This is a genomic window from Shimia sp. SK013, from assembly GCF_001292625.1.
Classification (GTDB): Bacteria; Pseudomonadota; Alphaproteobacteria; order Rhodobacterales; family Rhodobacteraceae; genus Shimia.
The window spans coordinates 1-23,707 of the sequence record NZ_LAJH01000016.1; the positions used below are offsets into that span (position 1 = coordinate 1).

General features: G+C 55.0%; 26 protein-coding genes. 4 read left to right on the forward strand and 22 right to left on the reverse strand.

The features are described from left to right. Nucleotides 1-300: 300 nt before the first annotated feature. The 6 genes from SHIM_RS14595 to SHIM_RS14620 form a co-directional block, all read right to left on the reverse strand. Entirely contained in the window at nt 301-594 is a 294-nt protein-coding gene (locus tag SHIM_RS14595) for a PepSY domain-containing protein (RefSeq protein ID WP_193749935.1), read from the reverse strand. A gap of 15 nt (nt 595-609) precedes the next feature. Continuing rightward, nucleotides 610-1,095 (reverse strand): sulfite oxidase heme-binding subunit YedZ, encoded by a 486-nt coding sequence (locus SHIM_RS14600; RefSeq protein ID WP_241488881.1) that lies wholly within the window; start codon nt 1,093-1,095, stop codon nt 610-612. A 199-nt stretch (nt 1,096-1,294) separates the two neighbouring features. After that, a complete protein-coding gene (locus SHIM_RS14605; RefSeq protein WP_054003420.1) occupies nt 1,295-1,837 on the reverse strand; it encodes a luciferase domain-containing protein in 543 nt (180 codons plus the stop codon). 23 nt (nt 1,838-1,860) lie between these two features. Beyond that, complete coding sequence (locus SHIM_RS14610; RefSeq protein WP_241488883.1) at nt 1,861-2,352, reverse strand: nuclear transport factor 2 family protein; 492 nt, start codon at nt 2,350-2,352, stop codon at nt 1,861-1,863. Nucleotides 2,353-2,380: 28 nt separating this feature from the next. Next, nucleotides 2,381-2,851, reverse strand: a complete 471-nt coding sequence (locus tag SHIM_RS14615; RefSeq protein WP_054003421.1) for an ester cyclase — start codon at nt 2,849-2,851, stop codon at nt 2,381-2,383. Nucleotides 2,852-2,872: 21 nt separating this feature from the next. Continuing rightward, nucleotides 2,873-3,187, reverse strand: coding sequence for a DUF2218 domain-containing protein (locus SHIM_RS14620; protein ID WP_082358415.1), 315 nt, complete (start codon nt 3,185-3,187; stop codon nt 2,873-2,875). A 95-nt stretch (nt 3,188-3,282) separates the two neighbouring features. Here SHIM_RS14620 and SHIM_RS14625 point away from each other — a divergent pair, with 95 nt between their 5' ends. Then, nucleotides 3,283-4,167: a LysR family transcriptional regulator gene (locus SHIM_RS14625; RefSeq protein ID WP_054003423.1), complete on the forward strand. Its 885-nt coding sequence runs from the start codon at nt 3,283-3,285 to the stop codon at nt 4,165-4,167. Nucleotides 4,168-4,475: 308 nt separating this feature from the next. Next, nucleotides 4,476-5,189, forward strand: coding sequence for a metallophosphoesterase family protein (locus SHIM_RS14630; protein WP_054003424.1), 714 nt, complete (start codon nt 4,476-4,478; stop codon nt 5,187-5,189). Nucleotides 5,190-5,404: 215 nt separating this feature from the next. On the opposite strand, the gene SHIM_RS14635 is transcribed toward SHIM_RS14630, so the two are convergent. The 12 genes from SHIM_RS14635 to pobA form a co-directional block, all read right to left on the reverse strand. Further along, the gene (locus tag SHIM_RS14635; protein ID WP_024096524.1) at nt 5,405-5,602 is read right to left on the reverse strand and encodes a hypothetical protein; all 198 of its coding nucleotides are present in this window, start codon (nt 5,600-5,602) and stop codon (nt 5,405-5,407) included. A 270-nt stretch (nt 5,603-5,872) separates the two neighbouring features. Continuing rightward, nucleotides 5,873-7,174: a type II toxin-antitoxin system HipA family toxin gene (locus SHIM_RS14640; protein WP_054003425.1), complete on the reverse strand. Its 1,302-nt coding sequence runs from the start codon at nt 7,172-7,174 to the stop codon at nt 5,873-5,875. Nucleotide 7,175: 1 nt separating this feature from the next. Next, the gene (locus SHIM_RS14645) at nt 7,176-7,427 is read right to left on the reverse strand and encodes a helix-turn-helix domain-containing protein (RefSeq protein WP_054003426.1); all 252 of its coding nucleotides are present in this window, start codon (nt 7,425-7,427) and stop codon (nt 7,176-7,178) included. A 138-nt stretch (nt 7,428-7,565) separates the two neighbouring features. Then, a complete protein-coding gene (locus tag SHIM_RS14650) occupies nt 7,566-8,429 on the reverse strand; it encodes a hypothetical protein (RefSeq protein WP_054003427.1) in 864 nt (287 codons plus the stop codon). Further along, a complete protein-coding gene (locus SHIM_RS14655) occupies nt 8,426-8,851 on the reverse strand; it encodes a hypothetical protein (protein ID WP_054003428.1) in 426 nt (141 codons plus the stop codon). Before SHIM_RS14655 ends, SHIM_RS14650 begins: the two co-directional genes overlap by 4 nt. Before the next feature lie 54 nt (nt 8,852-8,905). After that, the gene (locus tag SHIM_RS14660; protein WP_054003429.1) at nt 8,906-9,973 is read right to left on the reverse strand and encodes a 3-carboxy-cis,cis-muconate cycloisomerase; all 1,068 of its coding nucleotides are present in this window, start codon (nt 9,971-9,973) and stop codon (nt 8,906-8,908) included. An 82-nt stretch (nt 9,974-10,055) separates the two neighbouring features. Further along, entirely contained in the window at nt 10,056-10,889 is an 834-nt protein-coding gene (locus tag SHIM_RS14665; protein ID WP_054003430.1) for a 3-keto-5-aminohexanoate cleavage protein, read from the reverse strand. A gap of 50 nt (nt 10,890-10,939) precedes the next feature. After that, entirely contained in the window at nt 10,940-11,560 is a 621-nt protein-coding gene (gene pcaG, locus SHIM_RS14670; RefSeq protein WP_054003431.1) for a protocatechuate 3,4-dioxygenase subunit alpha, read from the reverse strand. A 2-nt stretch (nt 11,561-11,562) separates the two neighbouring features. Next, nucleotides 11,563-12,291 (reverse strand): protocatechuate 3,4-dioxygenase subunit beta, encoded by a 729-nt coding sequence (pcaH, locus tag SHIM_RS14675; protein ID WP_054003432.1) that lies wholly within the window; start codon nt 12,289-12,291, stop codon nt 11,563-11,565. Further along, nucleotides 12,288-12,698, reverse strand: coding sequence for a 4-carboxymuconolactone decarboxylase (gene pcaC, locus SHIM_RS14680; protein ID WP_054003433.1), 411 nt, complete (start codon nt 12,696-12,698; stop codon nt 12,288-12,290). The genes pcaH and pcaC overlap by 4 nt, the downstream gene beginning before the upstream one ends. Then, a complete protein-coding gene (pcaD, locus tag SHIM_RS14685) occupies nt 12,691-13,479 on the reverse strand; it encodes a 3-oxoadipate enol-lactonase (RefSeq protein WP_054003434.1) in 789 nt (262 codons plus the stop codon). Before pcaD ends, pcaC begins: the two co-directional genes overlap by 8 nt. Continuing rightward, a complete protein-coding gene (gene pobA / locus SHIM_RS14690) occupies nt 13,479-14,648 on the reverse strand; it encodes a 4-hydroxybenzoate 3-monooxygenase (protein WP_054003435.1) in 1,170 nt (389 codons plus the stop codon). Before pobA ends, pcaD begins: the two co-directional genes overlap by 1 nt. 92 nt (nt 14,649-14,740) lie before the next feature. On the opposite strand from pobA, the gene pcaQ reads away from it, so the two are divergent. Beyond that, nucleotides 14,741-15,655 (forward strand): pca operon transcription factor PcaQ, encoded by a 915-nt coding sequence (gene pcaQ, locus SHIM_RS14695; RefSeq protein WP_054003436.1) that lies wholly within the window; start codon nt 14,741-14,743, stop codon nt 15,653-15,655. Nucleotides 15,656-15,780: 125 nt separating this feature from the next. After that, the gene (locus tag SHIM_RS14700; protein WP_054003437.1) at nt 15,781-16,707 is read left to right on the forward strand and encodes a carbohydrate kinase family protein; all 927 of its coding nucleotides are present in this window, start codon (nt 15,781-15,783) and stop codon (nt 16,705-16,707) included. 9 nt (nt 16,708-16,716) lie between these two features. Here SHIM_RS14700 and SHIM_RS14705 read toward each other — a convergent pair whose 3' ends face one another. The 4 genes from SHIM_RS14705 to SHIM_RS14720 form a co-directional block, all read right to left on the reverse strand. Then, a complete protein-coding gene (locus SHIM_RS14705) occupies nt 16,717-18,966 on the reverse strand; it encodes an ATP-binding protein (RefSeq protein ID WP_054003438.1) in 2,250 nt (749 codons plus the stop codon). 148 nt (nt 18,967-19,114) lie between these two features. Further along, complete coding sequence (locus SHIM_RS14710; protein WP_054003439.1) at nt 19,115-20,092, reverse strand: ATP-grasp fold amidoligase family protein; 978 nt, start codon at nt 20,090-20,092, stop codon at nt 19,115-19,117. Between the two features lie 65 nt (nt 20,093-20,157). Beyond that, nucleotides 20,158-21,705 (reverse strand): trimethylamine methyltransferase family protein, encoded by a 1,548-nt coding sequence (locus SHIM_RS14715; protein WP_054003440.1) that lies wholly within the window; start codon nt 21,703-21,705, stop codon nt 20,158-20,160. 167 nt (nt 21,706-21,872) lie between these two features. Beyond that, a complete protein-coding gene (locus SHIM_RS14720) occupies nt 21,873-23,657 on the reverse strand; it encodes an alpha/beta fold hydrolase (protein ID WP_054003441.1) in 1,785 nt (594 codons plus the stop codon). Nucleotides 23,658-23,707 lie beyond the last annotated feature (50 nt).

The window sequence follows — 23,707 nt, forward strand, 5'->3', positions numbered from 1 at the left end:
AGACACTCGCTTAGCAAAACAACACCATCTGTCTCAAAAGCCATGACGGGTTACAAACTAATCGTGATTGAAAATCCTTGCCGAAATGAATTTCCAAGTGACATTAAAACCCGCCGGAATGAAATGTTCGTGTAACCATAGATATTTCCTAGAAATAGGTACCCTTCCGTCAGTTGAGCGGCGAGCGGTAGCCATAAGGCAGCAAAGGTCGTTTATATAAGACCCTTAGGCGCAACTATGGTTTCTGACGTTCGTTCGCTTTGGGCGAAATGTGGCGATACTCGATATGAGACACCAAAATCAGTCGTCAGCCCGAAAAAGGATTCTTCCCCGTTGATTTATCAGCAAAACCTCACCTGTTTCTGGATGAACGTAAGCCTCAACGCGTTTGCCGTCGGGCATGTTTCCGTAAACCTCCCAGCATCCTCCGTCCTTTTTCATTCGGTTAACGGTCCAACCTTCGGCAACCATTAACTCCGTGAGCTCGGCCTCGGTCAACCAGGCCTCGGCCGCGATCGGTTCACATTGGTACATTCCCGTAGAATGCGCCATCGTTGGCGCCGCGAGGGTGAGTGCGATAATCAGATTTCTCATAGCATATTCCATTGATCAGGCGGCCAATGCACGGCCGTGTTTGAAGTTTTTCCAAAGTCTATAGGTTTCAAGCCCTGCCAAAGGGATGAAATGAACAAGCGCCGGACCAAAGTTGTTGTGCACAAATATCCAGTGCAACAATGTCGCAATCGCGGCTACGTAGACCCAGCGCTGTAGGGTTTTCCAGTTTGGGCCCATTTGGCGTATCGACCAATCGTTTGACGTGGCAGCTAAGGGGACAAAGACGAAGAATGCCAGCCATCCGGTCCAGATCCCAAGGGCCAGGGCCTCGCCAAGGATCGCCTCCAAACTTCCAATGTCCAAGACATAGAGGAGTGTGTGAAACGCCGCGTAAGCAAAGGCCGCGACGCCATAATATCTGCGTCGTTTCATCATCCAACGCCAAAATCCAGAGCCGGGGAACAACATACGCATCGGCGTAAGGATCATGGCAATGATGAGAAACCGCGCTGAGAATTCACCCGTAGGATGAAGCAGCATTTCTGTAACTGGCTGACCACCCGGTCCTGGTGCCCCAGATAACAAGGCAAGGACCATGGGGACCGAAGGCAGTGCAAGAAGTCCCCAGATAAAAAGCCGAGAATTTAGGATTTTTCGAAACATTGGTTCCTCGCGAATTGGCGATACGTTTTACTTAATACGGGCGGGCGAGCCGTTTCCGTCGGAGTTTGCTTTGCAGCTACTTGGTTTCAACGGATTGGCCGGTCACGTATTCAAATGATGCAACGACCAGATCAAATACAACATCCAGTTCTTCGCGATTGAGCGGTGTAAAGATCATTACAAAGCCTTCCCAGCCGGGCCTTTGGTCAGCCCATGGGTGGCTTACAGCCCAACCTGCCGAAATCGCCTGTTCTGCGAGCTCCGGGGACAACGAGGCATGCAGACTTCCGTCGGGGTGTTGGTGCGCGAATTCTCGTCCGCCCACGATGACTTCGGGATGCTGAATTGTAACATCGTCGGAAATCCAAAACCCACGTGCGCCCGGCAATGAAATCACGGTTCGGCGAAGTTCTATGCCGGGAATGGCCGAGACGCGCGCCACCAGTTCATTGGAAAGTTCCGGGTTCGGTTCGACGCCGATCTGAATATGGGGAACGGAGTTGGTGGTCCGCGGTATTGGCGTGTCCCGCAGTGGCAAAATCAACGATTCCGCCAGCAGAGCAGAGGCCAGAAGATTGGTGAAAAGCGTCGCAACGCTAAGGATTATCCGATTTTTCATCTTCTAGCCTCCGATCTAATTGTCTAGCCGTGGTAGGCTTGGCTTACGGCGAAACTGTCCTCAAACCAGTGCCAAAGAACGACTTTTCCGTCGCGGACTTTGGCGCGAAGTGCGAAAGTGAAGTCGCCAATTTCCTGCTCCGATTTGGTTGTTACCCCGTTCATTTTTCCAAAGACCGCTACGGTATCCCCAGATGCAAAGGCATCTGTGTTTTCCCACATTGTGGTTTTGAAGTTCGAAGAGAAAACACCCAAGAATTCAAAAATTGCTTCTTTCCCAGTCGCACCGCCTATCCATGGCAAGCTAGGATCGCCTTCGTTCATCCAGACCATGTCGTCTGCCATCAGGTTTGCCATGGTTTCCATATCGCCACCACCCATAGCCCCCATGAAGGACATAACGGTGTCAAATGTGGCTTTAGTCATGTCATCGTTGCTGGCGAGTACGGCTTTGGTTCCCAAAGTCGTGGCCAAAGTGGCTAGGCCTGCGGCCTTAATTGCGCTTCTTCTATCCATTGTTTTGTTCCTTTTCGTTGTTGTGGTACTACCGGCCTGCAAGTTGTTGCAGGGCGCCGGCCCAATCTTCGACGTGGTAGGACCGAATGATCTTGCCATCGTCCAATTCGTGAATGTCGATTGTCAGGATGTCGAAGCTGCGACCTTGACCGTCGACCCCAAATAATGGGCCAACCGGGGTGCCGGTTGCGCGGCTACGTACGACAACAAAATCGCCGTCTTGATGCATGGCCTGAACGGACCATTCCAAATCGGGAACCAGCTTTCCAAAGCCACCGATCTGACCCAGGAAACCTGCGGTGTCTTTGTTCTTGCCCGAATAGTCCCCGACGCTTTCCCAATCGTCTGTCACAGTTTCTTGGAAAGCTGCGACATGGGCCTCAGACCCTGGGTTGCTGAGAAGGTCATAAAATTTCTGAACTGTATCGGTGTCGCTGGCAAACGCGCTAGACGCGAACGTTGCGAATGCCGCAGTGGTGACAATGTGATGAAGTTTCATTTTGGTTTCCTTGGTTTGGTTTTATTGATCTAGGTCAGTTGGTCCGTCGCCCTGTGGTGCGCCGATCCATTCGAGTTGTGGATTTTCACGGAAAGCGAACCGTTCAAGGTGGCTCGTGACGACCCCTTTCAGTTTCCCCAGCTCTGGCGCGGTTTGGGCGGCAACGCGCAAGTTGAGCGTGCTGTCCGTTGCAAGAAGTTCGCAGCGCCCGAATGGGAAGTTGATCCAACCTGAACCGCCGTCCAACCCGGTTTCCAGTTTGCGACCGAAGTGATGGCACAGCGCGGCCATATACCTGCTGCCCTTTTCGGTTTCTAAAGTTGCCCGAGCGTTCATCTTGCTGTTCCTTTGCGCTTGAAAAACAATTAGTTCGGCTGCATTGTTTTGAAAATTGACCCATTTCAGAAATCATAATTAGGCTGAACAGAACAATGATCGATCGCCTAAAACATATGGCTGTGTTTGCACGCGTCGTGGACGAAGGAACGTTTCGTGCTGCGGCGAAAAGTGTGGGACTTGCACCGTCACGGGTCAGCGAAATTGTGACTGAGTTGGAAAACTACCTTGGTGCGACCCTTCTTTATCGGACCACGCGAAAGATTGCGCTGACCAATGAGGGACGTGTTTTTTACGCGCGCGCCGTTGAAATGGTCCGCAGCGCCGAGACCGGGTTGAACGAGCTGAACGCGCTGGCATTGGATCCGGTCGGCGCTTTGCGGATATCTGTTCCAGCCTTTATGTCGTCATCGGGATTAATGACGTCTATGGGGGACTTCGCGACCAAGCATCCGCATGTCGCGCTTTCCATTTCGTTCACGGACGTTCCGGTGGACCTAATCGAAGATGGTTTCGACCTTAGTATTCGCGTGGGTTGGCTGGATGACAGTTCGATGATGTCACGTAAACTTGGACATCTTGAACGCGTTCTTGTTGCGGGCGCAGACTACGTGGCCAGTCGACCCGTTCCGAAACATCCCACTGACCTAGAGACTTGGGATTGGATTAGCTACGCACAGCGGTCGGACAACATTGCCTTCAAAAACCAAGCCGGGGAAGTGGTAAGAGTTTCCGGGAATTCCCAAATCCAAGTCGACAACGTTGACGCCCTTAGGCACCTAACATCCCAAAATTTGGGGGCCACCGTGATGCCCCGTTACCTTGCCGAAGACGCAATAAAGCGGGGAAAATATGCAGAGGTGATAGTCGATTGGAAGCTTAAGCCACTTGGCGTATTTGCGGTTTGGCCGGATCAATTGAGACGGGAAAACTTAACAGTCCTGTTCGTCCGTTTCCTTGCCGATAACTTCGACAACTGAAAACGATATCGACAGTTGAAACGATCACCGCACGATTTCCATTCTAGGGGTTCGCTCTTTCGGTGATAAAGGGGAAACGCGCAGGCACCCAAAGTCCAAAAAGAGAATATTTTGCATACAACGGCGACCAAGATCGGAGGTAATTGACCTCATATTGGCCTAGCCAAAAGCACCTCCAACAACGGACATTAGTGCAATGCGCAGTGAAAGCCCACTCCGAGCCCATTTTAACCGATGCTGCGGCTTGAACGAATGGCCGCTCATTGAAATCGATGGCGTTGGCTGTTTTGAGCTTCTAATATGAAATCATGGACAAAATTATCTACGCCATTGGCGATGTGCATGGTCGGGACGACCTGCTTCGCGACTTGCATGAACACATTCGCGATTACCACAAACTGATGCACTCTGGCAGAGATGCTGAGTTCATCCACGTTGGCGATTATATCGACGGTGGCGCTCATAGTCGCGAAGTCATTGATCGGCTGATGTCCGGGCTAGGCGATTTTCAGATGACTTGCCTTCTCGGAAATCACGAGGCGATGCTGCTGGAATGTCTGGCCACGGACAATCGACAGGCTTGGTACACTTGGCTTTCCAACGGAGGCGAGGAAACGCTGGCGTCCTTCGGAATGTCTCTTCGCTTTGGTGGTTATGATCCAGACGAGCTTCGTGCATGCTTGGGTGAAGAAAGAATTGCTTGGCTGAAGTCGCTGCCTCTCTACAAAACCATCGCCCCCTATCTCTTTGTTCATGCCGGGATCGCTCCGGGCGTACCAATCGATGAACAGCAACCCAAGGATATGCTTTGGATCAGATCGCGCTTCCTAGAAAGCGAAAAAGATCATGGATACGTCGTCGTGCACGGTCATACGCCTGGCGACGAACCTGTGGTTAAGACCAATCGGATTTGCATTGATACAGGTGCAACTTCGAACGGACTGTTGAGCGCGGCTGTTTTGCATGGAACCGCCGCTCCGGTTTTCTTGCGCGCAGTCGGTCGCCCCGGAAAAACCGCTTAGGACTACCGAAAGCCGCCATTTGCACAGCCGCAGCGAATTGGCGCTTTGTCCGCAGAGCACCAGTTCCCCCAACTGCCGATTTTGCACTTGCAGCGAAGGTCCGGTCTGAGGAGTTGCACCGATGCGACATCGGATACTTGTTGAAGTCCAATTGGCAGCGATCCACACTCAGCTTCGGGCTTATCCGGGGCGGAAAACCCGCCCCGGCGCACCGGTCACTCGGTAACCGGATCGTCATCGCGGCGTGGGAAGGCGACCATCTCGACGTCGGGGAACATGCTGTGTTTGACGTTGATCGACGTGATGTTGCCGCGGTCGTCGGTGTTGACGAAGAGCACGCCGCAGCGGTCCCAGAAGTTCTTGCCGTCTTTTTCGCCGGATTTGACGTTCAGTTTCAGAGTTTGAGTAGCCATTTTTTGATCCTCACTTTGAGTGTTTCGATGAACATGACCAAAGCTGGTACCAAGGGGCTGTCAGCTAGAAACTTGCTTGGCGAGGAATGCGCTGGCGCAGGGGAATTTTCTTGTTGAAGCAGGGCATGCACCGCGTCTGACACGGCTGCCCGCTTATGTTCAGCAATCAGAAACACATCATTGAGGAACTGCTTATGGCGACAGCGACCTGACCTGATTTCGTTTGACCCGGAAAAGACGCATCTTCGCACCAAGCAAGGGCGACCAGCATTAGTGCAACAGATGCAACCTAGCTTTCAGCGCGCCGTCGATCGAAGCAAGCAACGCCTCTGGGAAATCCTCTGGAAGCTGGTTGAACGTGGCCTCAATGATCGCGGGCGAGGTCTCCCGCAGTTCTTCGAACAGGCCCTGCACGACTGTGCGGGATAAGCCAGATTGAACTCCGGTCTCCACGATGTGGCGGCCAACGATGTTCGCCACCTTGTAGTGGTTCGAGTTGCCAAAATTCATGGCCAGTTTGAAGTATTTCCGCTCGATCTGCCGGGCGTCGACCGTCGTCTGAACCGTCAGGACGTCGTAGAGCGGCGTCATGCGGAAACGCCCGCCGGGCAAGAGGCTGATACTGAAATTCTTGCCATGCCCGTCGGTCGCCCCCAGCAACCAGAACAGGACGTTCGCTTTGAAAAAGTCGTGCCGGTCTTTGTTGGGATCATCGCTCCCCAACAATAGATTCATGATATCTGAGATCCCTGGGCCGCCCTCGTTCTGGTACTTCTGGGTAGGCACAACGGACAATGCTTGGCAGCAATCTTCCTGCGGCAGACGGATCAAGCGGCCATCAGTCGTCCAGCGCCGATCAAAACGCTCAACCACCAAGGCTTTCTTGTCGCCAAACTGAGCCATTTCGACATTCGCGGTCCGAAGCCCAAACGCTTCCATCAGCTTGAGGCACAAGTATTCATTCTCAACGCTGTCGGACAGGTCCATGCCGTTAGGTAGTCTGCCGATTTGCGGTTTGATGATGTGCGTGGTTGGCGTCGTACCGGTTGGCTCAATCCACTGGCCATCCTTTCGGAGCAGCGCCGTTTTTTCCTGTGCGCCCGCGACAGAAATGCGAAAGTCATTCTCGCGGCGGATACCCAGTGGTGCGAGATCGAGGTCGCTCAGAATTGCCCCAATCTGAGCTTCATTCACACCTTCTCCAGTCAGCTCGGACATTGGCTGTGGCTCTTGCCCGTCGGGAAGGAACTGCAGCGCACCAATGCAGTCGCGCCCAATTTGTGACAGCAAGCTGAAGGCATCGACGCCTTCTGCCCCGACGCGTTCTGCGACCCTTCGACGGATGAGGTCACTGTCGGGCAACAGGTTATCAAAGACGGCCATCACAGGTGCGCCGATGTAGCGGTTTTCCTGCAATGGTAACGATAGCGACACCGGCATCCTGTGCTCCCAGTCGAGCCAGTCTCGTGCATAGGCAAAACTGACGCCGCCTGAGGGCTCACGTACCAATTGACCCACGAGCCGCGAGTTCAGAAAGACGTTCAGCGGTGTGTAGCTGCGTTTGCGACCCATGTCAGAAAATGTCCTCTAACCCGTCTGATGTGCCTTTGCTGCGTTCGGTCACTGTAATCTCGAGGTCGAGTGCCGCGATCAAGTCAAATAGCGTTTCCAGCTTGGTGCCACCGCTGCCGTTCTCGATCTTGGAGATCGTTTCCTGCCAGACACCGCTCATTGAGGCGAGCTCCTTCTGGGTCAGGTTCTTGGCCTTCCGAGCCTGGCGAATTGCGTGGCCCAAGTTTTTTGATGTACGAACGAGGTGCTTCATGGCGGTTCTCCTGCCACTCCATATGACCTCTGGATCATAAATTGTCAATATGATCCCCAAATCATAAGAGCACAGTATGATCTGTGCATCATAATCTCAACAGCGCTGCAAGCTGTCTCCCAGACTTCGCCAATGCACTCACGCCTGCAGTCCCGCCGCGCGCACCTGCTCAGGTGTCACCAGCTTCGATGCAATTAAGTCCTCGACCTGCCGGTTGGTGATGTGACGACACAGGGGATGGCGTTCGTGGATCCACTCGGTGAGGCTCGCACGGCCTTTGACTTCGGCCTCTCGTGCCTTCACTCGGTCCGCCTGCATCTGGGCAAGCCCCTTCTCCCACCGGCGCATCTTGAACCAGTTGTCTGAGAAACAAACCTTGCTGCGCGTGTAGCCGTCACTTTCCTTCGCATAGGCCTTGACCGCCTGCAGCAGATCATCGGGCTTTACCCCGGCTTTCACGGCGGCTGCGATCAAGCGCAGACTGGTTCGCCGGTCTCGGACCCTGTCCCCGGGATAGGCCGCCAGGATCTTCTCAGATTCAACATCTTCAACCTCCTCCGCCGCCTCGCGCCTGCGCGTAGGTGGTTTATGGATGGTTTTAGGATGGTTTGGGGTCCACCGTGAACCCCGTACCCCGTTCACCGTGGACCCCGTACCGGGTTCAGACTGGACGGGGTTCACGGTGACCCCCGCCTCAATGTCGGGCTCAGCCGTGGGTTCTAGCGCGGCCACGCGCTCCAGAACGATGCGGTAAATGACGGTGTAGCCATTCTTGCAGTGCCGCCGCCCTGTCTCGTTCAAGATGCCTTCGCGCAGGAAGTCGATGATGGTGCGCTTGACCGTACTCTCGCTGAGCTCTGTGTGGCGCTGGATCGTCCCCTTGGAACACCAGATGCCCGAGCCGTCATCGCTCGCCTTGTCGGCAAGGAACATGATGATCTGCTTGCGAGCGGCGCTGCCAAAGCGGCGCTCGGCGCATTCGTTTGCGATGCGCCAGCTCATTGGACCACCTCGCCTGTCAGAGGCCACGAAAATGCGGGCTGAGCGTTTGCGGTGCGGCGCTGGCCTGTACTAATGTGCTTCGAAAGCTGACAGGCTTTTTCTATTTGGCCCCGGTTCACAGTTGCCGCTGTGACGGGGCCTTTTTCGTTTTGAACCGGCAAATTTGGCTTTGAAACTTTCGCTTTTTGTTCACTTTTTGTCAGGGGGTGTTTTGCACCCTTAAGCCGTTGTTTTTGCTTCTTGTCTTTCTGGATTGCAAATCCGTGTACACGAGTTCGATTCTCGTACTCGCCTCCACCTTTTTCCGATATTTTGGGTAACGCACTGTCAAGCAGCCGCAGGGTTTCCCCGATCAAAAAATTAGTTGGCAATGCAATCGGCTCTGCCAACGGTCGCAATAGGTAGCGCTCGCGAAAACGCATCCCAACTTTCAACCCTGCTAGCCCGATTGCTCCGCAATCCAAGTCCGTGCGGCATTAGTCCGGACGGCTCCCAAGACTTTCTATGTTTTGCAACACAGAGCTCGCGTGCTTCAAAGCAATCGTGGATGCAGTGACCATGGCTGGCAATGTCATCCATTCCGTGGTCCATGCGATGCCGGACCTTTCTTGCTCGTGTATCATCGCGCCATGGATCAACGACATCTGAGTGGCGTTGAAACGAGCAAGGGACACCAACGTTTCGGCCAGAACCGGGTTCAGTTTATGAGGCATCGCGGAACTGGTACCACCGCCAGAAAACCGTACCTCGTTGACGCCCTGTTGCGCCATCAACGCCAAGTCTTGCCCCATTTTTCCAAGACTCGCGGTCACCGACGAAAGCCAATTCGCGTAGTCACCAAGGTTGCTACGCGTGACATGCCATGCCCGCGCTTCTTCGGCCAAATTCAAACGCCGCGCCAGCGCAGCCGCCACAGCGTTTCCATTGTTGCCAAGCCCTGCACGATTCCCCACGGGACCACCAAATTGCAGTATCTCAACGCGCGGCCGCAGCTTCGGCAATTGTGCGAGGTGAGATTGCAACGGCATCAGCCATGTAACAAGGCGATCATGCACTGTGATTGGCAAAGCCGCCTGCATACGCGTCCGTCCCATCATCGGCGTCTCGCCCCATTGCCGATCCAGCGCTTCCAACGCCAGACAAACAGCCACCAACCCCTCCGTGAGCCTCTCACTAACGTCGCGCAAGATCAGCGAAACAGAGGTGTCGATCAAATCCTGACTTGTCGCGCCTTTATGGATTGCAGGAAGGGCCTCGGCGCTGACATGGGCTTTAAGCTGGCGTACAAAATCCGGAACAGGCAACCCGTCGACAGAAACCTGCTTCCGAATTTCAGCCAGGTCCGGCGAGAACGTACCAATGTCGGTCATGGCCTTGTCTGCAACATCGCGCGAGACAACGCCAACATCCGCCAGTGCGCCCGCGAGCGCGCTTTCAAATTGTGTGAACTCTCGGATAAATCGCTGCGTGCTCCAGAGATCTTCTGTGTCAGCGTCAGAAAACAGTGGGCCAAAGAGGTGGTCGGAACGGGTCAGCGGATTCATTGATGGGCCTCTACTGTCACTGATTTGTTGGCGTCGTCGGCCTCTATAGAGGCCAACGACGATCCGTTCGTCAAACACTGGTTCAAGCTACGCGGCGCAGGCCAAGAATGTCACGCGCTTGCGCAGGTGTCGCCACTGGACGCTCATATTTTTCGCACAGCTCGGCCGCGCGGGCAATCAGCGCCGCATTTGACGGCGCGAGCGTATTGCGATCAATCCGAACGTTGTCTTCTAGACCTGCGCGGGTGTGTCCTCCGGCGGCAATGGCCCATTCGTTTACAATCAGCTGTCCGGCGCCGATGCCTGCGGCACACCATTCACCAGCAGGCGCACGGTCTTGCATCAACTTAACGTAGAAATCAAAAACCTCACGGTCCACAGGCATGGCATTTTTCACGCCCAAAACAAATTGCACATAAAGCTTGCCGTAAAGTCGGTCATTTTCGTGCAGCCGGATCGCCTGCAAAATGTGGGAAAGATCAAATGCTTCGACCTCCGGCATAACTTCATGGCTGCGCATCTCGCTTGCCAGCCAGTCAACCAAGTCCGGTGGGTTCTCATACACTCGAGACGGGAAGTTGTTTGACCCCACTGACAGCGAGGCCATGTCAGGCGCCAGCGACAGCATGCCACCGCGAGTCTTACCCGCACCGGATCGCCCCCCGGTCGAGAACTGGATAATCACGCCGGGACAGTGCGTCTCCAACCCTTCTTTCAGACGCGCAAATTTGTCGGGATCAGAAGACGGCGTCTGATCGTCGTTGCGCACATGCGCGTGGATGATCGAGGCCCCGGCCTCTACAGCCGCGTGGCTGCTTTCAATTTGTTCGCTAACGGTGGTGGGCACCGCCGGGTTGTCGGCCTTGGTCGGCACAGAACCGGTGATTGCGCAGCATAGGATGCAGGGTTTGGTCATACGTTTTCTCCAGTCAGAGTGCCGCCCAAAAGGGCGACACTCCAAGGGTGTCAAATATCAAAGAACACAGTTTCATCTTCGCCTTGAAGCTTGATATCAAACCGATAAACGATTTGCCCATCACGTTCCGAACGCTTGGCGATCAACGTCGCGCGACGCCGCTCCCATTCAATGACGTTCAGCACCGGATCGGCAGCGTTTGCCTCGGCCTCGTCGTCAAAATAGGCCCGTGTATTCAGCCCGACATTGATACCGCGCGCCACAATCCAAAGGGTTATATGTGGTGCCATCCTCTGGCCATTGCGCCCCATAACAGCGCCCGGCTTGACCGTGTCAAAGCCCCATTCACCGGTGTCAAAATCGGTAATGACTCGCCCCCACCCGCTGAAACCGGCCTCCACTTCGCCATCATGTTCAGGATGCGCATAGACCCCGTCGGAATTGGCCTGCCAGGTTTCCAGCATCACGTCTTTGATCGGACTGCCGGTGCCGTCGATAACCACGCCCTCAACGCGGATACGTTCGCCTTTGGCATTAGGACCGGCGATGTCGCGCCCCAACTCGTTCTTATATATGTCGAATCCGGCTGCGCCGGGCGCGAGGCCGATGTGCACGTAGGGGCCGGCTGTCTGGGACGGGGTCTCTTTGAGGTACTCCAATTTCTGTACCATGATCAGTTCCCCTCCATCCGGTTTTCAAACAGCGTCGAACGGCGTCCGCGCAGCACGATGTCGAATTTGTATGCGATTGTATCAAGCGGGATCGTGGCATTCATGTCCAACGCTGCGATCAACTGGCCACGCGCGGCCTGATCGGGAATCGTGTTCACGATCGGACATTTTGCAATCAGCGGGTCGCCTTCAAAATAGCACTGCGTAATCAGGCGCTGCGAGAAGGAAGTGCCAAAAATCGACAAGTGGATATGCGCCGGACGCCAGTCGTTGACCCAATTGCGCCAAGGATAGGCACCAGGTTTCACAGTGCGGAAAAAGTAATATCCGTTTTCATCCGTCAGCGTGCGACCGCACCCGCCAAAGTTCGGATCAATTGGCGCAAGATAGGTATCTTTCTTGTGGCGATACCGGCCACCGGCGTTGGCCTGCCAGGCTTCGACCAGCGTATTCGGTACAGGGCGGCCGTTTTCATCCAACACCCGGCCATGAACGATAATCCGCTCGCCAATCGCACTTTCGCCTGACGCGGCATAATTGTGGATCATATCCCGATCCATCGGATCGATGTCGCTGTGGCCAAACTTTGGGCCGGTGATTTCGCTGGCAGACTGCTCCAAACTGATCATCGAATACTGAGGCGAGCGGGCCACCGACGTTTTGTAAGTTGGCGTGACTGCTGGCGGGTGCCAATTGCGGTCACGCTGGTAGAATTCGCCAGGTTTTGTCATCTTGGCTCTCCTCCTTGGGTAGGCGCGTTTTCAGTTTTTTCCATTTCGCTGTAAGTCTGTTTGGCCAATTTGATCGCGTGGTTCGCGCGTGGCACACCACAATAGATCGCAACATGTTGAAAAACCTCCAGAACATCCTGCTTGCTCGCGCCTGTATTGGCTGTGGCGCGGATATGCATCGGGATTTCCTCAAAGTTGCCGGTTGCAGCCAACAGCGCAAGTGTCAGCATCGAACGCTCCCGCAGGCTGATGCCGTCACTGGCCCAAACCGTGCCCCAGGCACCTTGCGTGATCAGGTCCTGAAACGGTTTGTCAAAATCAGTCTTGGCCGCTTCAGCGCGATCCACATGAGCGTCACCCAACACCTTACGACGCACAGTCATACCGGCTGCAATTCTGTCAGACATGAGCGGTCTCCTTTATAAAGTCAGTGATCAAATGCGCATAGGCCTGTGGCGCTTCGACATGAGGCAAATGGCCAACGGCAGGGATGGTCGCAAACCGTGCATTCCTTGCGCGGCGAACAGTATTTTCCACCAGATCCGGCGGACTGGCGCCGTCCATCTCACCAGCGATGCCCATCACAGGTTGCGCCAGCGACGCGACCTGTGATGTCATATCTGCATGGGCGATGGCTGCGCAGCATCCCGCATAGCCCTCCGGCGCGGTGCGCACCATCATATTACGCCATGCTGCAAGCTCGGGCGTGCGCAAAAACGCGGGGCTGAACCAGCGCTGCATGACACTGTCTGAAATGCTCTCCAGCCCGTTATTTTCAACCGCCGTGATCCGCGCTTGCCACATATCCGCTGTCCCCATTGCCGCAGCGGTGTTGGACAACACAAGGGCCGCGACGACGTCAGGACGACGCGCAGCAAGCCCCATTCCGATCATTCCGCCAATTGAAAGCCCCACGAACAGAGCGCCGCGGACATCCAGCGCATCCAACAGCGCTTCTGTGTCGGCTACAAGATCGCCCATCTGATAAGGGCCGGCGGGCACGTCGGACAACCCGTGCCCGCGCATATCAAACCGGATCACCCGCATCCCCGCAGGCAGCAGCGGCAAAATACTGTCCCAAAGGCGCAAATCGGTGCCCAAAGAGTTGGCAAAAACGATGGGCCGCCCCGCTGCGTCGCCCTCTTCGCGCACATGATGCGCGACACCGTTTGCCGAAATCATCCGCATCAGTACGGCAACCCGACGTAGTTTTCGGCAAAAACCTTCTGCGCGGCCTCATTGCTGCGCAGAAACTCGATGTCGGCGCGCTGCATCTTGAGGTCAAATTCCGATTGATCGGGGTAACGGTGCAAAAGGTTGGTGGTTGTCCAGCTGAACCGCTCTGCCTTCCAGACACGAGCAAGCGCCTTTTCGGAATAAGCATCAAGTCCCGCGCTGTCGCTGTCCTGATAAAACTGCGTCAATCCTTGATAAAGGTAGTGAATGTCAGAAGCCGCTGTATTGAGGCCCTTAGCGCCTGTTGGCGGGACGATATGCGCCGCGTCACCACACAAGAACAGACGCCCCCAGCGCATGGGCTCGGTCACAAAACTACGCAGCGGCGCGATAGATTTTTCAATTGACGGCCCCGTGACCAGCGCATCGGCATAGCGGCTCGGTATCCGGCGTTTGAGTTCGCTCCAGAAAGCCTCATCGCTCCAGTCATCCGGCGAGTCACTCAGCGAGCATTGAATGTAGTAGCGGCTCAGATTGGCATTGCGCATCGAGCACAGCGCGAATCCGCGTTCAGACCAGCTGTAAATCAACTCATCGTGCACAGGCGGGGTCTCCGACAACACGCCGAGCCAGCCAAACGGATACAACTTCTCGTATTCGCGACGCACCGTGAGCGGGATGGTCTGGCGACTGACGCCATGAAACCCGTCGCATCCGGCCACGTAGTCGCAGTCAATGCGGTGCTCGCTGCCATCCACCTGATAAGTTACGTAAGGCGCGTCCCCTTTGGCATCGTGAATTCCGACATTCTCGACGTTAAACACAAGGTTGCCACCTTCGGCTTCGCGGGCGTCATACAAATCGCGGGTCACCTCGGTCTGCCCATAAACCAGCACATCGGTGCCGGTATGCTCGTGAAAGGACACGCCAAATTCTTCTTCGCCGTAGGCAATGACGGTGCCGTCGTGTTTGAAACCCTCGGCGTCCATACGCGCACCGACTCCAGCTTCTCGCATCAGATCAGTAAACCCAACTTCAAGAATGCCCGCACGGATGCGCCCAAGCACGTAATCCCGCGTCTTGCGCTCCAGAACGATCGTATCGATGCCCTTGCGGTGCAGCAATTGAGACAAAAGCAAACCAGATGGCCCACCACCAATGATACAAACTTGAGTACGCATGGAAATTCCTCCTGTCAGCAATTTGAATTATTGAATTACCAATGTAAAATGAGTATTTTTGCTTTTAAGTTTCCAAATTTGGCAATTATCTCATGATTGATCGGCGCATCAAGTTTCGTCACATCCAGTGTTTTGTTGAAATCGTGCGCCATAAAAGCATGAAGCGCGCGGCGGAGCACCTTTTTCTGACGCAACCGTCTATCTCCAAAACCCTCAAAGAACTGGAAGACATCATCGGATCAGAACTCTTGGTCCGAAATCGTGGCGGCGTTTCATTGACCCGTCAGGGAGAAGTCTTCCTGCACTTTTCGGAAATGAGCGTCGCGGCGCTGCAACAAGGGTTGGACGGCGTTGAGCAGATTGGCAAAGACGGCAAGGTCACCTTGTCGGTCGGCGCACTGCCCAGTGTCGCTGCTCGACTTATGCCAGATGTCGCACAGGAGTTCACCGCCCTCGCGCCGGATATCACGTTGCACATCATAGACGGTCCACACGGCTATCTGATCGATCTCTTGCGCCACGGTAACCTTGATCTTGTGATCGGTCGCTTGGGACAGCCGGAAATGATGAAGGGCGTCTCCTTCACGCAACTTTACGACGAATTCGTCGAATTTGTTGTGCGGAAAGGGCACCCTATGGAAGGCGACGTCGACATGCGGCGCATCCGCGAATGGCCAGTCGTTTTCCCGCCCGAAGCATCTGCAATCCGACCGCTGGTAGAACGGGTTCTCATTGCGCACGGTGTGGGTGAAATCGAAAGCCGGATTGAAAGTGTCTCCGGTGCGTTTGGACGCAACTATGTCCGCGACCATGATGCGGTCTGGATCATCTCTAACGGCGTGATCGCAAAGGAAATCGCCGATGGCACATTGGTAAGGCTGCCGTTTGACACATCGCTCACCAAAGGGCCGGTCGGATTGATGGCGCGTCCTGACAACCAGCCATCTCCCGCCGAGCACATCTTTCGCATTGCCGTCAACACGGTGGCCAAACGTCTGAACTCCTAGCTTTGCCGGTGCGCATTACCACCGCTTTATAGACCGTCACAATTGACCGGCTCAACAGTCCGTGTAAACCTGCCCGCTTGTGTTCACTTTGTGCCGCTGAGGCGCCTCAATCGAAAGCCCCCTCCATGATTCTTTGCTGTGGCGAAGCCCTGATCGACATGATTCCGACAGCCGCGACACCGGGCCAAACGGCCTTCGTTCCGCATAGCGGCGGATCGGTGTTTAATACTGCCATCGCTTTGGGGCGTTTGGATGTTCCCACCGGCTTTCTCAGCGGGGTCAGCACGGACACATTTGGACAACAGCTCTGCACCGATCTGGCCGCCAGCAAAGTGTCTACCGAACATCTCATCCGGAGCGAAAACCTGACAACGTTGGCAATTGTCCATCTCAAAGACGGCAGCGCGACTTATTCCTTCTACGATGAAAACTCCGCTGGTCGGATGATTCTGGCTGAGGATCTGCCGCCGCTTCCTGACGACATTCAGGCGCTATATTTTGGTGGCATCAGCCTCGCGGCAGAGCCCGCGGCGGACACATATGCAACCTTGTTGGCGCGCGAGGGGCAAAACCGGCTGGTGATGCTTGATCCAAATATTCGCCCCGATTTCATCAAGGACGAAGCTCGATATCGTGACCGTTTGGCCGCAATGTTTAAGCACACCGACATTGTCAAAACGTCTGATGAAGACCTTGATTGGCTGATCCCAGATCAGCCCGACTTGAATACCCAGGTCGAAGCGTTGCTGTCCAAAGGCTCAAAGGTGGTCATTGTTACGCGGGGCGCTGAAGGGGCGACGGCCTTTACCCGGCACGGCACAACCAGCGTGCCGGCGCCCTCTGTCGAGGTGCGCGACACTGTTGGGGCCGGTGACACGTTTAATGCCGGCTTCTTGGCCGGTTTGGCCGATCTGGGATGCTTGGCGTCTGACGAAGACAAGCTGACGTCGCCGGACTGCCTCGTAGGGGCGCTGACTTTTGGTGCGGCTGTCGCAGCCCACACCGTCAGCCGTGCTGGGGCAAATCCGCCTTGGCGCAACGAGCTGTCTTGACCTCTTGCCTCAAGCGGCGTCCGAACGACTTGCCTTGGCACTTTGAAAAGTCGCGATCCATGAAAGAAACTCTGATTTTCGGATCGGCTTTGTCAAAAAGTCGTCCATGCCGGCCTGCAAACAAGCCTGTCTTTCGTCATCAAAGGCATGGGCCGTCAGCGCCACGATCCTGGGTTGCACCATGGTCAGCTTGCGAATTTCCTGCGTTGCTTCGATCCCACCCATGCGCGGCATCGACATGTCCATGAACACGAGATCAAATCCGCCGCGCGTGGCTTTTTCCAACCCGTCCAAGCCATCTACTGCGTACTCGACTTCAACCGGTTGATCCTTCAGGTATCTACTCAACAAGAAGCGATTGGTTTTGTTGTCCTCGACAATCAATATCGACAGCCCACTGTCCAACGTGATTTGCCCTTCGCGCTCTACTGGTTGGGCCTGCAGCGCAAGCTCATCTGCGGTCTGCTCGATTGCCTCGACAGGAACCCGCACACTAAATGTCGACCCCATTCCAAGCTCGGAGGTCACGACAACCTCACCACCCATCGCCTGCACGATGTGGCGCGAAATGGACAATCCAAGCCCACTGCCACCAAATCGACGCGTTGTAGATGCCTCAGCCTGAGTAAAGTGATCGAAAATCCGATCCAGCTTGTCTTGCGCAATGCCGATCCCACTGTCGCGCACGTCAAAACACATACAGCCATCTGCATCCGCAAAGAGCCGCAGCGACACACCTCCGGTTTCGGTAAATTTTATGGCGTTTCCGATGATGTTCGTTGCCACTTGCCGGATGCGCCCATCATCCCCCCAAACTCTACCCGGCAAATCCGGCGAAATGCTTAGATCCAACGTCAGGTCTTTGGCGCGCGCCATCGGAGTCAGCAAATCCACGGTTTCCCGAAAGCAAGCCTCGGGCGAAAATGCAACGGCGTGCAATTCCATGCGACCGGCATCCAGTTTCGACAAATCGAGGATGTCATTAATGATGGCCATCAAGGACATAGAAGATCCGCGAATGGTATCTGCAAACCGGCGTTGTTCATCGTCCAGTTCAGTCTCTGCAAGCAAATCTGCCATGCCCATCACGCCACTTAGCGGCGTGCGGATTTCATGACTCATATTTGCAAGAAATTCTGCTTTTGCTTTAGCCCCGGCCTCGGCCAAGGCTCGCGCTTCATCCCGTTCACGCGCAATTTTCCGCGCTTCGGTCACATCTCGTTCAATCGTCACAATGAATTCAATCGCACCGTCTTCATCGCGGATGGGAAACAGGTTCACATCAACCCAAAACTGGCTGCCGTCCTTGCGCAGGCTTTGCACCTCTCCGCGGAACAGAGTTCCCTGTTTCACCGCACGGTCTATTGAATCATCTGCAAGCAACTCCGGCTTGCTCTGAGTCAGTAGTGCGGCAACATTTTGGCCGATCGCTTCTTTGGATGTATACCCTGTGCTTCGCTCAAATGCCTCGTTTACCCATACGATCTCACGATCCGTATTTGTGATAATTACTGTGTCGTTTGCTTTTTGTGTAACCTGTGAGAGACGCCCCATTTCTGCTTGCTGGCGAGCCATACGCGCATTGGCGAGCTTCAAATCTTCCCGACTGCGAAACAGCGCTCGGTTGACACTGTGATTAACCATGCCCGCCTTTGAAAAGGTATAAAGCATGTAAATCATGCACCCCAACAACATCACCGTCGCCGGGTTTGCCAACGTGTCCAGCTCCCAAGTTCCGGACAAGATCCTTTCAACCAAGAGCATCACGGCTGGTGTCGCGCCGTGAATCGTCAGACGGGTTGCCCCAACCGTAAGGTTTTGCGGCAACACCATAGCAGCGTTCACTGCGCCCAAACCAATACACCCAACCACAAAAACAATGTCTGGATTTTCTATGGTGAAAAAATAGAAAGCGGGCGCAAAGGCAAATCCTACTCCCTGCGCGATTCCCCCAATCAAAGCGATTTTCTGCGCCTTTCGCACCTGCCCTGCCAACGACAATGGACTCGCATAGCGTCGGAGCAAGAACACGTCCAAAAGATCAGACGAAACCAACAAAGCAAAAGCGGCAAGACTCAGCTGAAATCCAATTGAGCCATAAGCCACAACACAGCCAAAGACGTACAAAAGCATACGCACGCGAGTGCGTTTCACCCTGTCCGTCACATAAATATCCAGCTGTTCTTTGTCGCGCCGAGTTGCGGCAATGGCATCTTGAATGGAACGCGGGGCGCCATCTGAGGTGTTCTGAGGTCTCATGTCGGTCTAAGTCGCTTGTGCGTTGCGGATACTCAGAATGTTGTGACTCTATAGGGGTTTACAATTGGTTCACAGCCAACAAAAATCATCCGGTCAAAGTGCATCAAATGCCCCGAAATTTCACTTCTAACTTCTTCCTCAAGGCGCCTCAGGTCGCCGCGGCGCGCCCTTCCATCCTTCTGAAAAGCGCCCGCTGATAAATGCCACGCCAACCGCTTTGTGGCGACCTCATAAACCAACTGTCCCGCAAGTCCCACGCTGCGGTCAGCTGATCCATTAGCTGCGGATTGGTGAACCCGTTCATGCCGCTGCCGGGATAGGTCGTCACTTCGTTGAACCAGTACTGATCCTCCGCCGCCATAAAGTCGAGCCGGAAATAGTCATGATCCGCACTCACTCGCCGCGCGACCTCCAGTGTTTCTTTGACCACGTCGCTTGGTTGCCAATCCTTATCCATGGGTGCAGGTCCGTTCAGCATATAAAGGTCAATGCGATCCAGATTGGCAGCGAAATAGCCCAGCTGGCGCGACCCGTCGGCAATCTGCCGGTGTGATCCAATGCATAAAACTCTGCCGCGGCTGCAGTGCACATTGAAATTATATGGCGACAGCCCTTCGTCAAACGACAGCCGCTTCTCAACCAAAATTTGTGGCGGGATGTCTCTATAGCCCCACTCGCCCAGCTTTTTGCCATAGCGTTTGGTCATCCAGTTGACCGTGCGCTCCTCCACCATTTCCCGAGTGGAGTGCCCTTCGATCCAGAAGTAATTGCGCCCCGAGCCGTTGTTGCCCTTGATGACGTAGTCTTCGGTCAAAAGCTCATCCGGCAGCCCCAGTGGATCGGGCCCATGCCAAACCATCGGCACCAGCGCCACGTCGGGCTCGCGTTCCGCAAACCAATCCCGTACCAAAACCTTGTCGTTCAAAATTGTTAATTCTGGATCGTGATCAAACAGCTTTCGCCAAAACACTTTACCGTTGTAAGTCTCCGGCAACACCAGTTGCGGCAGGCTGCGCCGAAAATGGTAATTTTTGCTGATGGCCTGCCACTCGCGCAAACACACGGCCCAAGTCACCACATAAAGAACGACCCAATCGCTCAAGGCTCTCAGCCGAATACCAATCATAAGCTTATCTCCCACAGTCCACCCATTTGTGTGGGAGCATAACCCCTTGATGTCAAAATTTTTGCTCAAAACTCTTGATTGAGCGCATCCGCAGCCGGAATTTCTCGCTCCCGCCGTGCGATATAGTCCAGCAAGGCGTCGTTCACGCCGCAGTCCAGCCTTGGCTCCTCATAGGCTTGCAACAACTGCTTGGCGTGATCGAGCGCCCGCTTGGTGATCTCCACGCTACCCTCGGCCGCCCATTGCTCTATCGAGTTGTTGTCAAACATCTCCGGCATGAAAAACGCCTCTTGGAAGTTCTCATGCGTGTGTGGATGCCCAAGGTAATGCCCCCCCGGCCCCACATCCGGCACCGCCGCCAATGCTTCGTCAAAATCACCCCACTTCACGCCTTCGGCCATGCGGTAAGCCATTGCGCATTGCTCCGCGTCAACGATGAACTTCGCAACTGAACAATGCATGCCTGCCTCGTTCCACCCGGCGCTGTGCCAGATGTAATTCGCCCCTGCGTGCATCACGGAACTGAGCGTTGTGGCGCTCTCATAACCGGCTTGCGCATCAAACGTCTTGGCCCCACCAAGCGTGTTTGATGTCCGCCACGGCACCCCATAATGGCGCGCCATTTGACCAATCATAAAGTTCATCAGGCTGATTTCCGGCGTGCCCGCCATCGGCGCGCCGCTCTTCATGCTCACCGTCGACAAATAGTGCCCATAGATCGCAGGGCACCCTTTGCGAATGACCTGCGTATAGGCCAAAGCACTCAGCGCTTCGGCGTTTAACTGCGCCACCGACGCGGCCACGCTGGCGGGCGTGTTGGCCCCACCCAACACAAAAGGCGAACACAACACAGGTTGATTACGTCGGCAAAACGCGCGCATCGCACCCAGCATGGTTTCGTCCCAAACCAAAGGGCTATTGCCGTTGCAGTTGCCGGTCGTAACTGGGTTTTCTTCGATAAAGTCGTCACCAAATAGGATCGCGCACATGTCCAACACATCTTCGGCGTTCTTTGGACTGGTGGTCATTCCCATGAACATTTTGTCGGAATACTTCATCGACGAATAGGTGATACGCAGATGTCGCTGGCTGATCGGATGATCGTATGGCTCCACGATGTGATGTGCCGAACTGTGCAAAGCCGGCATCATGTGGCTTAGCTTGTGAAACATCGCCAGATCATCAAGCATCGGATTGCGCCGCACATCATCCAAATCACGCAAAAAGGGCGCGCCAGTCATCGGAACAAACACCGACTTATTGCCTCCCAAGTCGACATTATTGTCAGGATTTCGGGCGTGATAAGTGAATGTTTCAGGGATCGTCGAAATCAGCTCGCGCACCAAACCCCGATCCAGAAAAACGGTCTCTCCGACGACCTTGGCGCCAACCTTTCGCCAGTCCGCCAACGCGATGTCATCGCGAAAAACGACACCGACATTTTCCAGAATGTCCATTGATGCCGCGTCGATCCGTTCAACCTGCGACCCGTCCATGACCTCGCAAACCGGCAATCGATTTGTGAGCCCCGGCAGCATAGTAAAATCAAAAGCGGTCCGCGCAGCACGACGGGCGCTACGTCCACCTGACCGGCGACGTGTGTCCAAAGCCATTTGGCCTCTCCTTCAACGTGAGTGTGTTAATGAGAAGTTAGCGACCAAAGTGGCGTGTGTTTTCCCTAATTACGAACTGGGGTTGCAAGAAACGACATTGCGCGGAAAGTGCGCCACAACCCAAATAGCCGTGCCAAAATTTGCACATGTCCCGCTCGAGCAAGAATTCACTCCCAGACAAACGGAGCCAAGGCCTCAATACCATCCATCCAGTGTCGGAAGAACAGCAGTTGGCCGGCGTCCTCGTAAATACGAAAATCTATCCAGTCGTAGTCGCGTTGGAACTCGTCCAAAGTCTCCGGCGGCACCATCGGATCCTGAAGGCCGTTCAGAAAGGTGATTGGGATCTGACCGCGCAAAGCTTCAAGGTCGGCACGCCAGTCGCCGAACATGCCACCGGTGAGGATGCGGGAGAACGCCTCGTGCGCCGAATGCTCTTTGGAAAGGGATACTTGAGAACCGACTGCCAAAGCTTCAAACACCTCGGGGATTTCAAACGTTGCGACATCGGCCTCCGAGGCGCCGTAAACCGCGTTCAGAAACCCGTGTTTGCCGATCCGGCGGGCCAAGAAAAACCCCGACTTGACCATGAACGGCAAAAGATGCGGCGTGTATTTCGCGCCTGCCAGAATAAACCGGTGCCATTTATCCATCCGCTCATACGCTTCGCGATCTCTCAATGGCAACGCCCCGGCGGTGCACACAAGCGCCGTGAACCTATCTGGAAAGTGTCGCGCAAACTGTACTGCGTAGTAAGATTCCGCCGCCAACGTCAGCAAGGGACAACGGCGCACCCCTTCGGCGTCAAGGATCGCGACAACATCGCCAAGCATCGCCAGATCATAGTTTTCACTTCGAGGCAGCGGATCGGAAAATCCGTATCCCGCACGTATCGGAACGATGATCCGCCAGCCGCGCTTGCGGGCCTCGGCCTCTGCGGAGGCAGGCCACCGCGTAAGACCATACGTTAAAGGTAAATACAGAACCGCAGGTCCCTGTGACGCCCCTAGAATCAAGTAATCCAGACGCCTGCCGTCCGGACGGGCTAAGGTCTTGAACTCCTGTGGCTCCAAGGACGCGCCTCCACCGCTTGGCGGCTGTGAGGAGCCGGACGCCGACAAAGCAGGGCTTGCCATATCAACGACCGACAGTGCGAGGCGGACAAGATCGACCTGCGACTGGGTTTCGGTCTTGGACATTATCGCCTTGATTTGCGATCGGATCGTGTCCACCGAACGTCCTCGGCGCGCGCCTATCTCCGCGAGCGACCCACACTCAACCAAACCGCAAAGGACATCTGCCTCGGCCCGCGTCAGGCCAAACGCGTCACGCAAAATCTCTTTTCCGTCCTCAGGGAAAAACAACTCGTTGGCAGCCGCCAGGACCATCGGCGTGCCTTCAGAAGTCTGACATCTCTGCAATCGCAAGATCAGAAATTTCCTCTCTTCTTGCGCAGGAATGCGCAGGATGGCCGTAGGTTCACCTTTGCCCGACAGAAGCCCCGCCACAGCATTGCAAAGAACCGAGGCTTCGGCGTCCATGACGTTAAGTTGACTTAACGAGGCTTGCTCAACGATCCCGAAAGTTCCCCGCGCCGCAGTGTTTGCGGCTCGGACCCGCAAAGTTCCGTCCACCAAGAAAGCAGGCACACGATTGAAAGGCCGCAGGATTTGGTCGAGTTCATCATGTGCTCCCGAGCTTTCCACAAGGTCCAGAAACCTGCTGGCCCGTTGAAAGTGGCTGGTGATGACTTGGTTGTCCATTAGATGCGGGGCCGCAAAGTCGGCTTCGCTGCGCAACGGCCCCATTGCGTCTTCCCACAGGTCAAGAAGGGCTTCGTACCGCGTCGGGTCTAGCGCAACATCATACAAGCGTTCAATTGCCGCGTCCCAGGTTTGTTCAGGCAACGAAGGACGTTGCTGGTTCGTCTCTGAGACATCCCCATCAGTCATCAATTTTCACAATCAGCTAAGAATTCAAATACAAATAGTCCGAGAAATAA

Excerpts from the sequence above, each read along its gene's own strand:
- SHIM_RS14660 (WP_054003429.1), bottom strand. The coding sequence starts at position 9,973 with ATGAATCCGCTGACCCGTTCCGACCACCTCTTTGGCCCACTGTTTTCT.
- pcaG (WP_054003431.1), bottom strand. The coding sequence starts at position 11,560 with ATGGTACAGAAATTGGAGTACCTCAAAGAGACCCCGTCCCAGACAGCC.
- SHIM_RS14650 (WP_054003427.1), bottom strand. The coding sequence starts at position 8,429 with ATGAGCTGGCGCATCGCAAACGAATGCGCCGAGCGCCGCTTTGGCAGC.
- pcaD (WP_054003434.1), bottom strand. The coding sequence starts at position 13,479 with ATGCGGATGATTTCGGCAAACGGTGTCGCGCATCATGTGCGCGAAGAG.
- SHIM_RS14655 (WP_054003428.1), bottom strand. The coding sequence starts at position 8,851 with ATGCGTTTTCGCGAGCGCTACCTATTGCGACCGTTGGCAGAGCCGATT.
- SHIM_RS14640 (WP_054003425.1), bottom strand. The coding sequence starts at position 7,174 with ATGGGTCGCAAACGCAGCTACACACCGCTGAACGTCTTTCTGAACTCG.
- SHIM_RS14625 (WP_054003423.1), top strand. The coding sequence starts at position 3,283 with ATGATCGATCGCCTAAAACATATGGCTGTGTTTGCACGCGTCGTGGAC.
- SHIM_RS14600 (WP_241488881.1), bottom strand. The coding sequence starts at position 1,095 with ATGCTGCTTCATCCTACGGGTGAATTCTCAGCGCGGTTTCTCATCATT.
- SHIM_RS14610 (WP_241488883.1), bottom strand. The coding sequence starts at position 2,352 with ATGGATAGAAGAAGCGCAATTAAGGCCGCAGGCCTAGCCACTTTGGCC.
- SHIM_RS14605 (WP_054003420.1), bottom strand. The coding sequence starts at position 1,837 with ATGAAAAATCGGATAATCCTTAGCGTTGCGACGCTTTTCACCAATCTT.
- SHIM_RS14700 (WP_054003437.1), top strand. The coding sequence starts at position 15,781 with ATGATTCTTTGCTGTGGCGAAGCCCTGATCGACATGATTCCGACAGCC.
- SHIM_RS14665 (WP_054003430.1), bottom strand. The coding sequence starts at position 10,889 with ATGACCAAACCCTGCATCCTATGCTGCGCAATCACCGGTTCTGTGCCG.
- SHIM_RS14715 (WP_054003440.1), bottom strand. The coding sequence starts at position 21,705 with ATGGCTTTGGACACACGTCGCCGGTCAGGTGGACGTAGCGCCCGTCGT.
- SHIM_RS14630 (WP_054003424.1), top strand. The coding sequence starts at position 4,476 with ATGGACAAAATTATCTACGCCATTGGCGATGTGCATGGTCGGGACGAC.
- SHIM_RS14615 (WP_054003421.1), bottom strand. The coding sequence starts at position 2,851 with ATGAAACTTCATCACATTGTCACCACTGCGGCATTCGCAACGTTCGCG.
- pobA (WP_054003435.1), bottom strand. The coding sequence starts at position 14,648 with ATGCGTACTCAAGTTTGTATCATTGGTGGTGGGCCATCTGGTTTGCTT.
- SHIM_RS14620 (WP_082358415.1), bottom strand. The coding sequence starts at position 3,187 with ATGAACGCTCGGGCAACTTTAGAAACCGAAAAGGGCAGCAGGTATATG.
- pcaQ (WP_054003436.1), top strand. The coding sequence starts at position 14,741 with ATGATTGATCGGCGCATCAAGTTTCGTCACATCCAGTGTTTTGTTGAA.
- pcaH (WP_054003432.1), bottom strand. The coding sequence starts at position 12,291 with ATGACAAAACCTGGCGAATTCTACCAGCGTGACCGCAATTGGCACCCG.
- SHIM_RS14595 (WP_193749935.1), bottom strand. The coding sequence starts at position 594 with ATGAGAAATCTGATTATCGCACTCACCCTCGCGGCGCCAACGATGGCG.
- SHIM_RS14710 (WP_054003439.1), bottom strand. The coding sequence starts at position 20,092 with ATGATTGGTATTCGGCTGAGAGCCTTGAGCGATTGGGTCGTTCTTTAT.
- SHIM_RS14705 (WP_054003438.1), bottom strand. The coding sequence starts at position 18,966 with ATGAGACCTCAGAACACCTCAGATGGCGCCCCGCGTTCCATTCAAGAT.
- SHIM_RS14635 (WP_024096524.1), bottom strand. The coding sequence starts at position 5,602 with ATGGCTACTCAAACTCTGAAACTGAACGTCAAATCCGGCGAAAAAGAC.
- SHIM_RS14720 (WP_054003441.1), bottom strand. The coding sequence starts at position 23,657 with ATGACTGATGGGGATGTCTCAGAGACGAACCAGCAACGTCCTTCGTTG.
- SHIM_RS14645 (WP_054003426.1), bottom strand. The coding sequence starts at position 7,427 with ATGAAGCACCTCGTTCGTACATCAAAAAACTTGGGCCACGCAATTCGC.
- pcaC (WP_054003433.1), bottom strand. The coding sequence starts at position 12,698 with ATGTCTGACAGAATTGCAGCCGGTATGACTGTGCGTCGTAAGGTGTTG.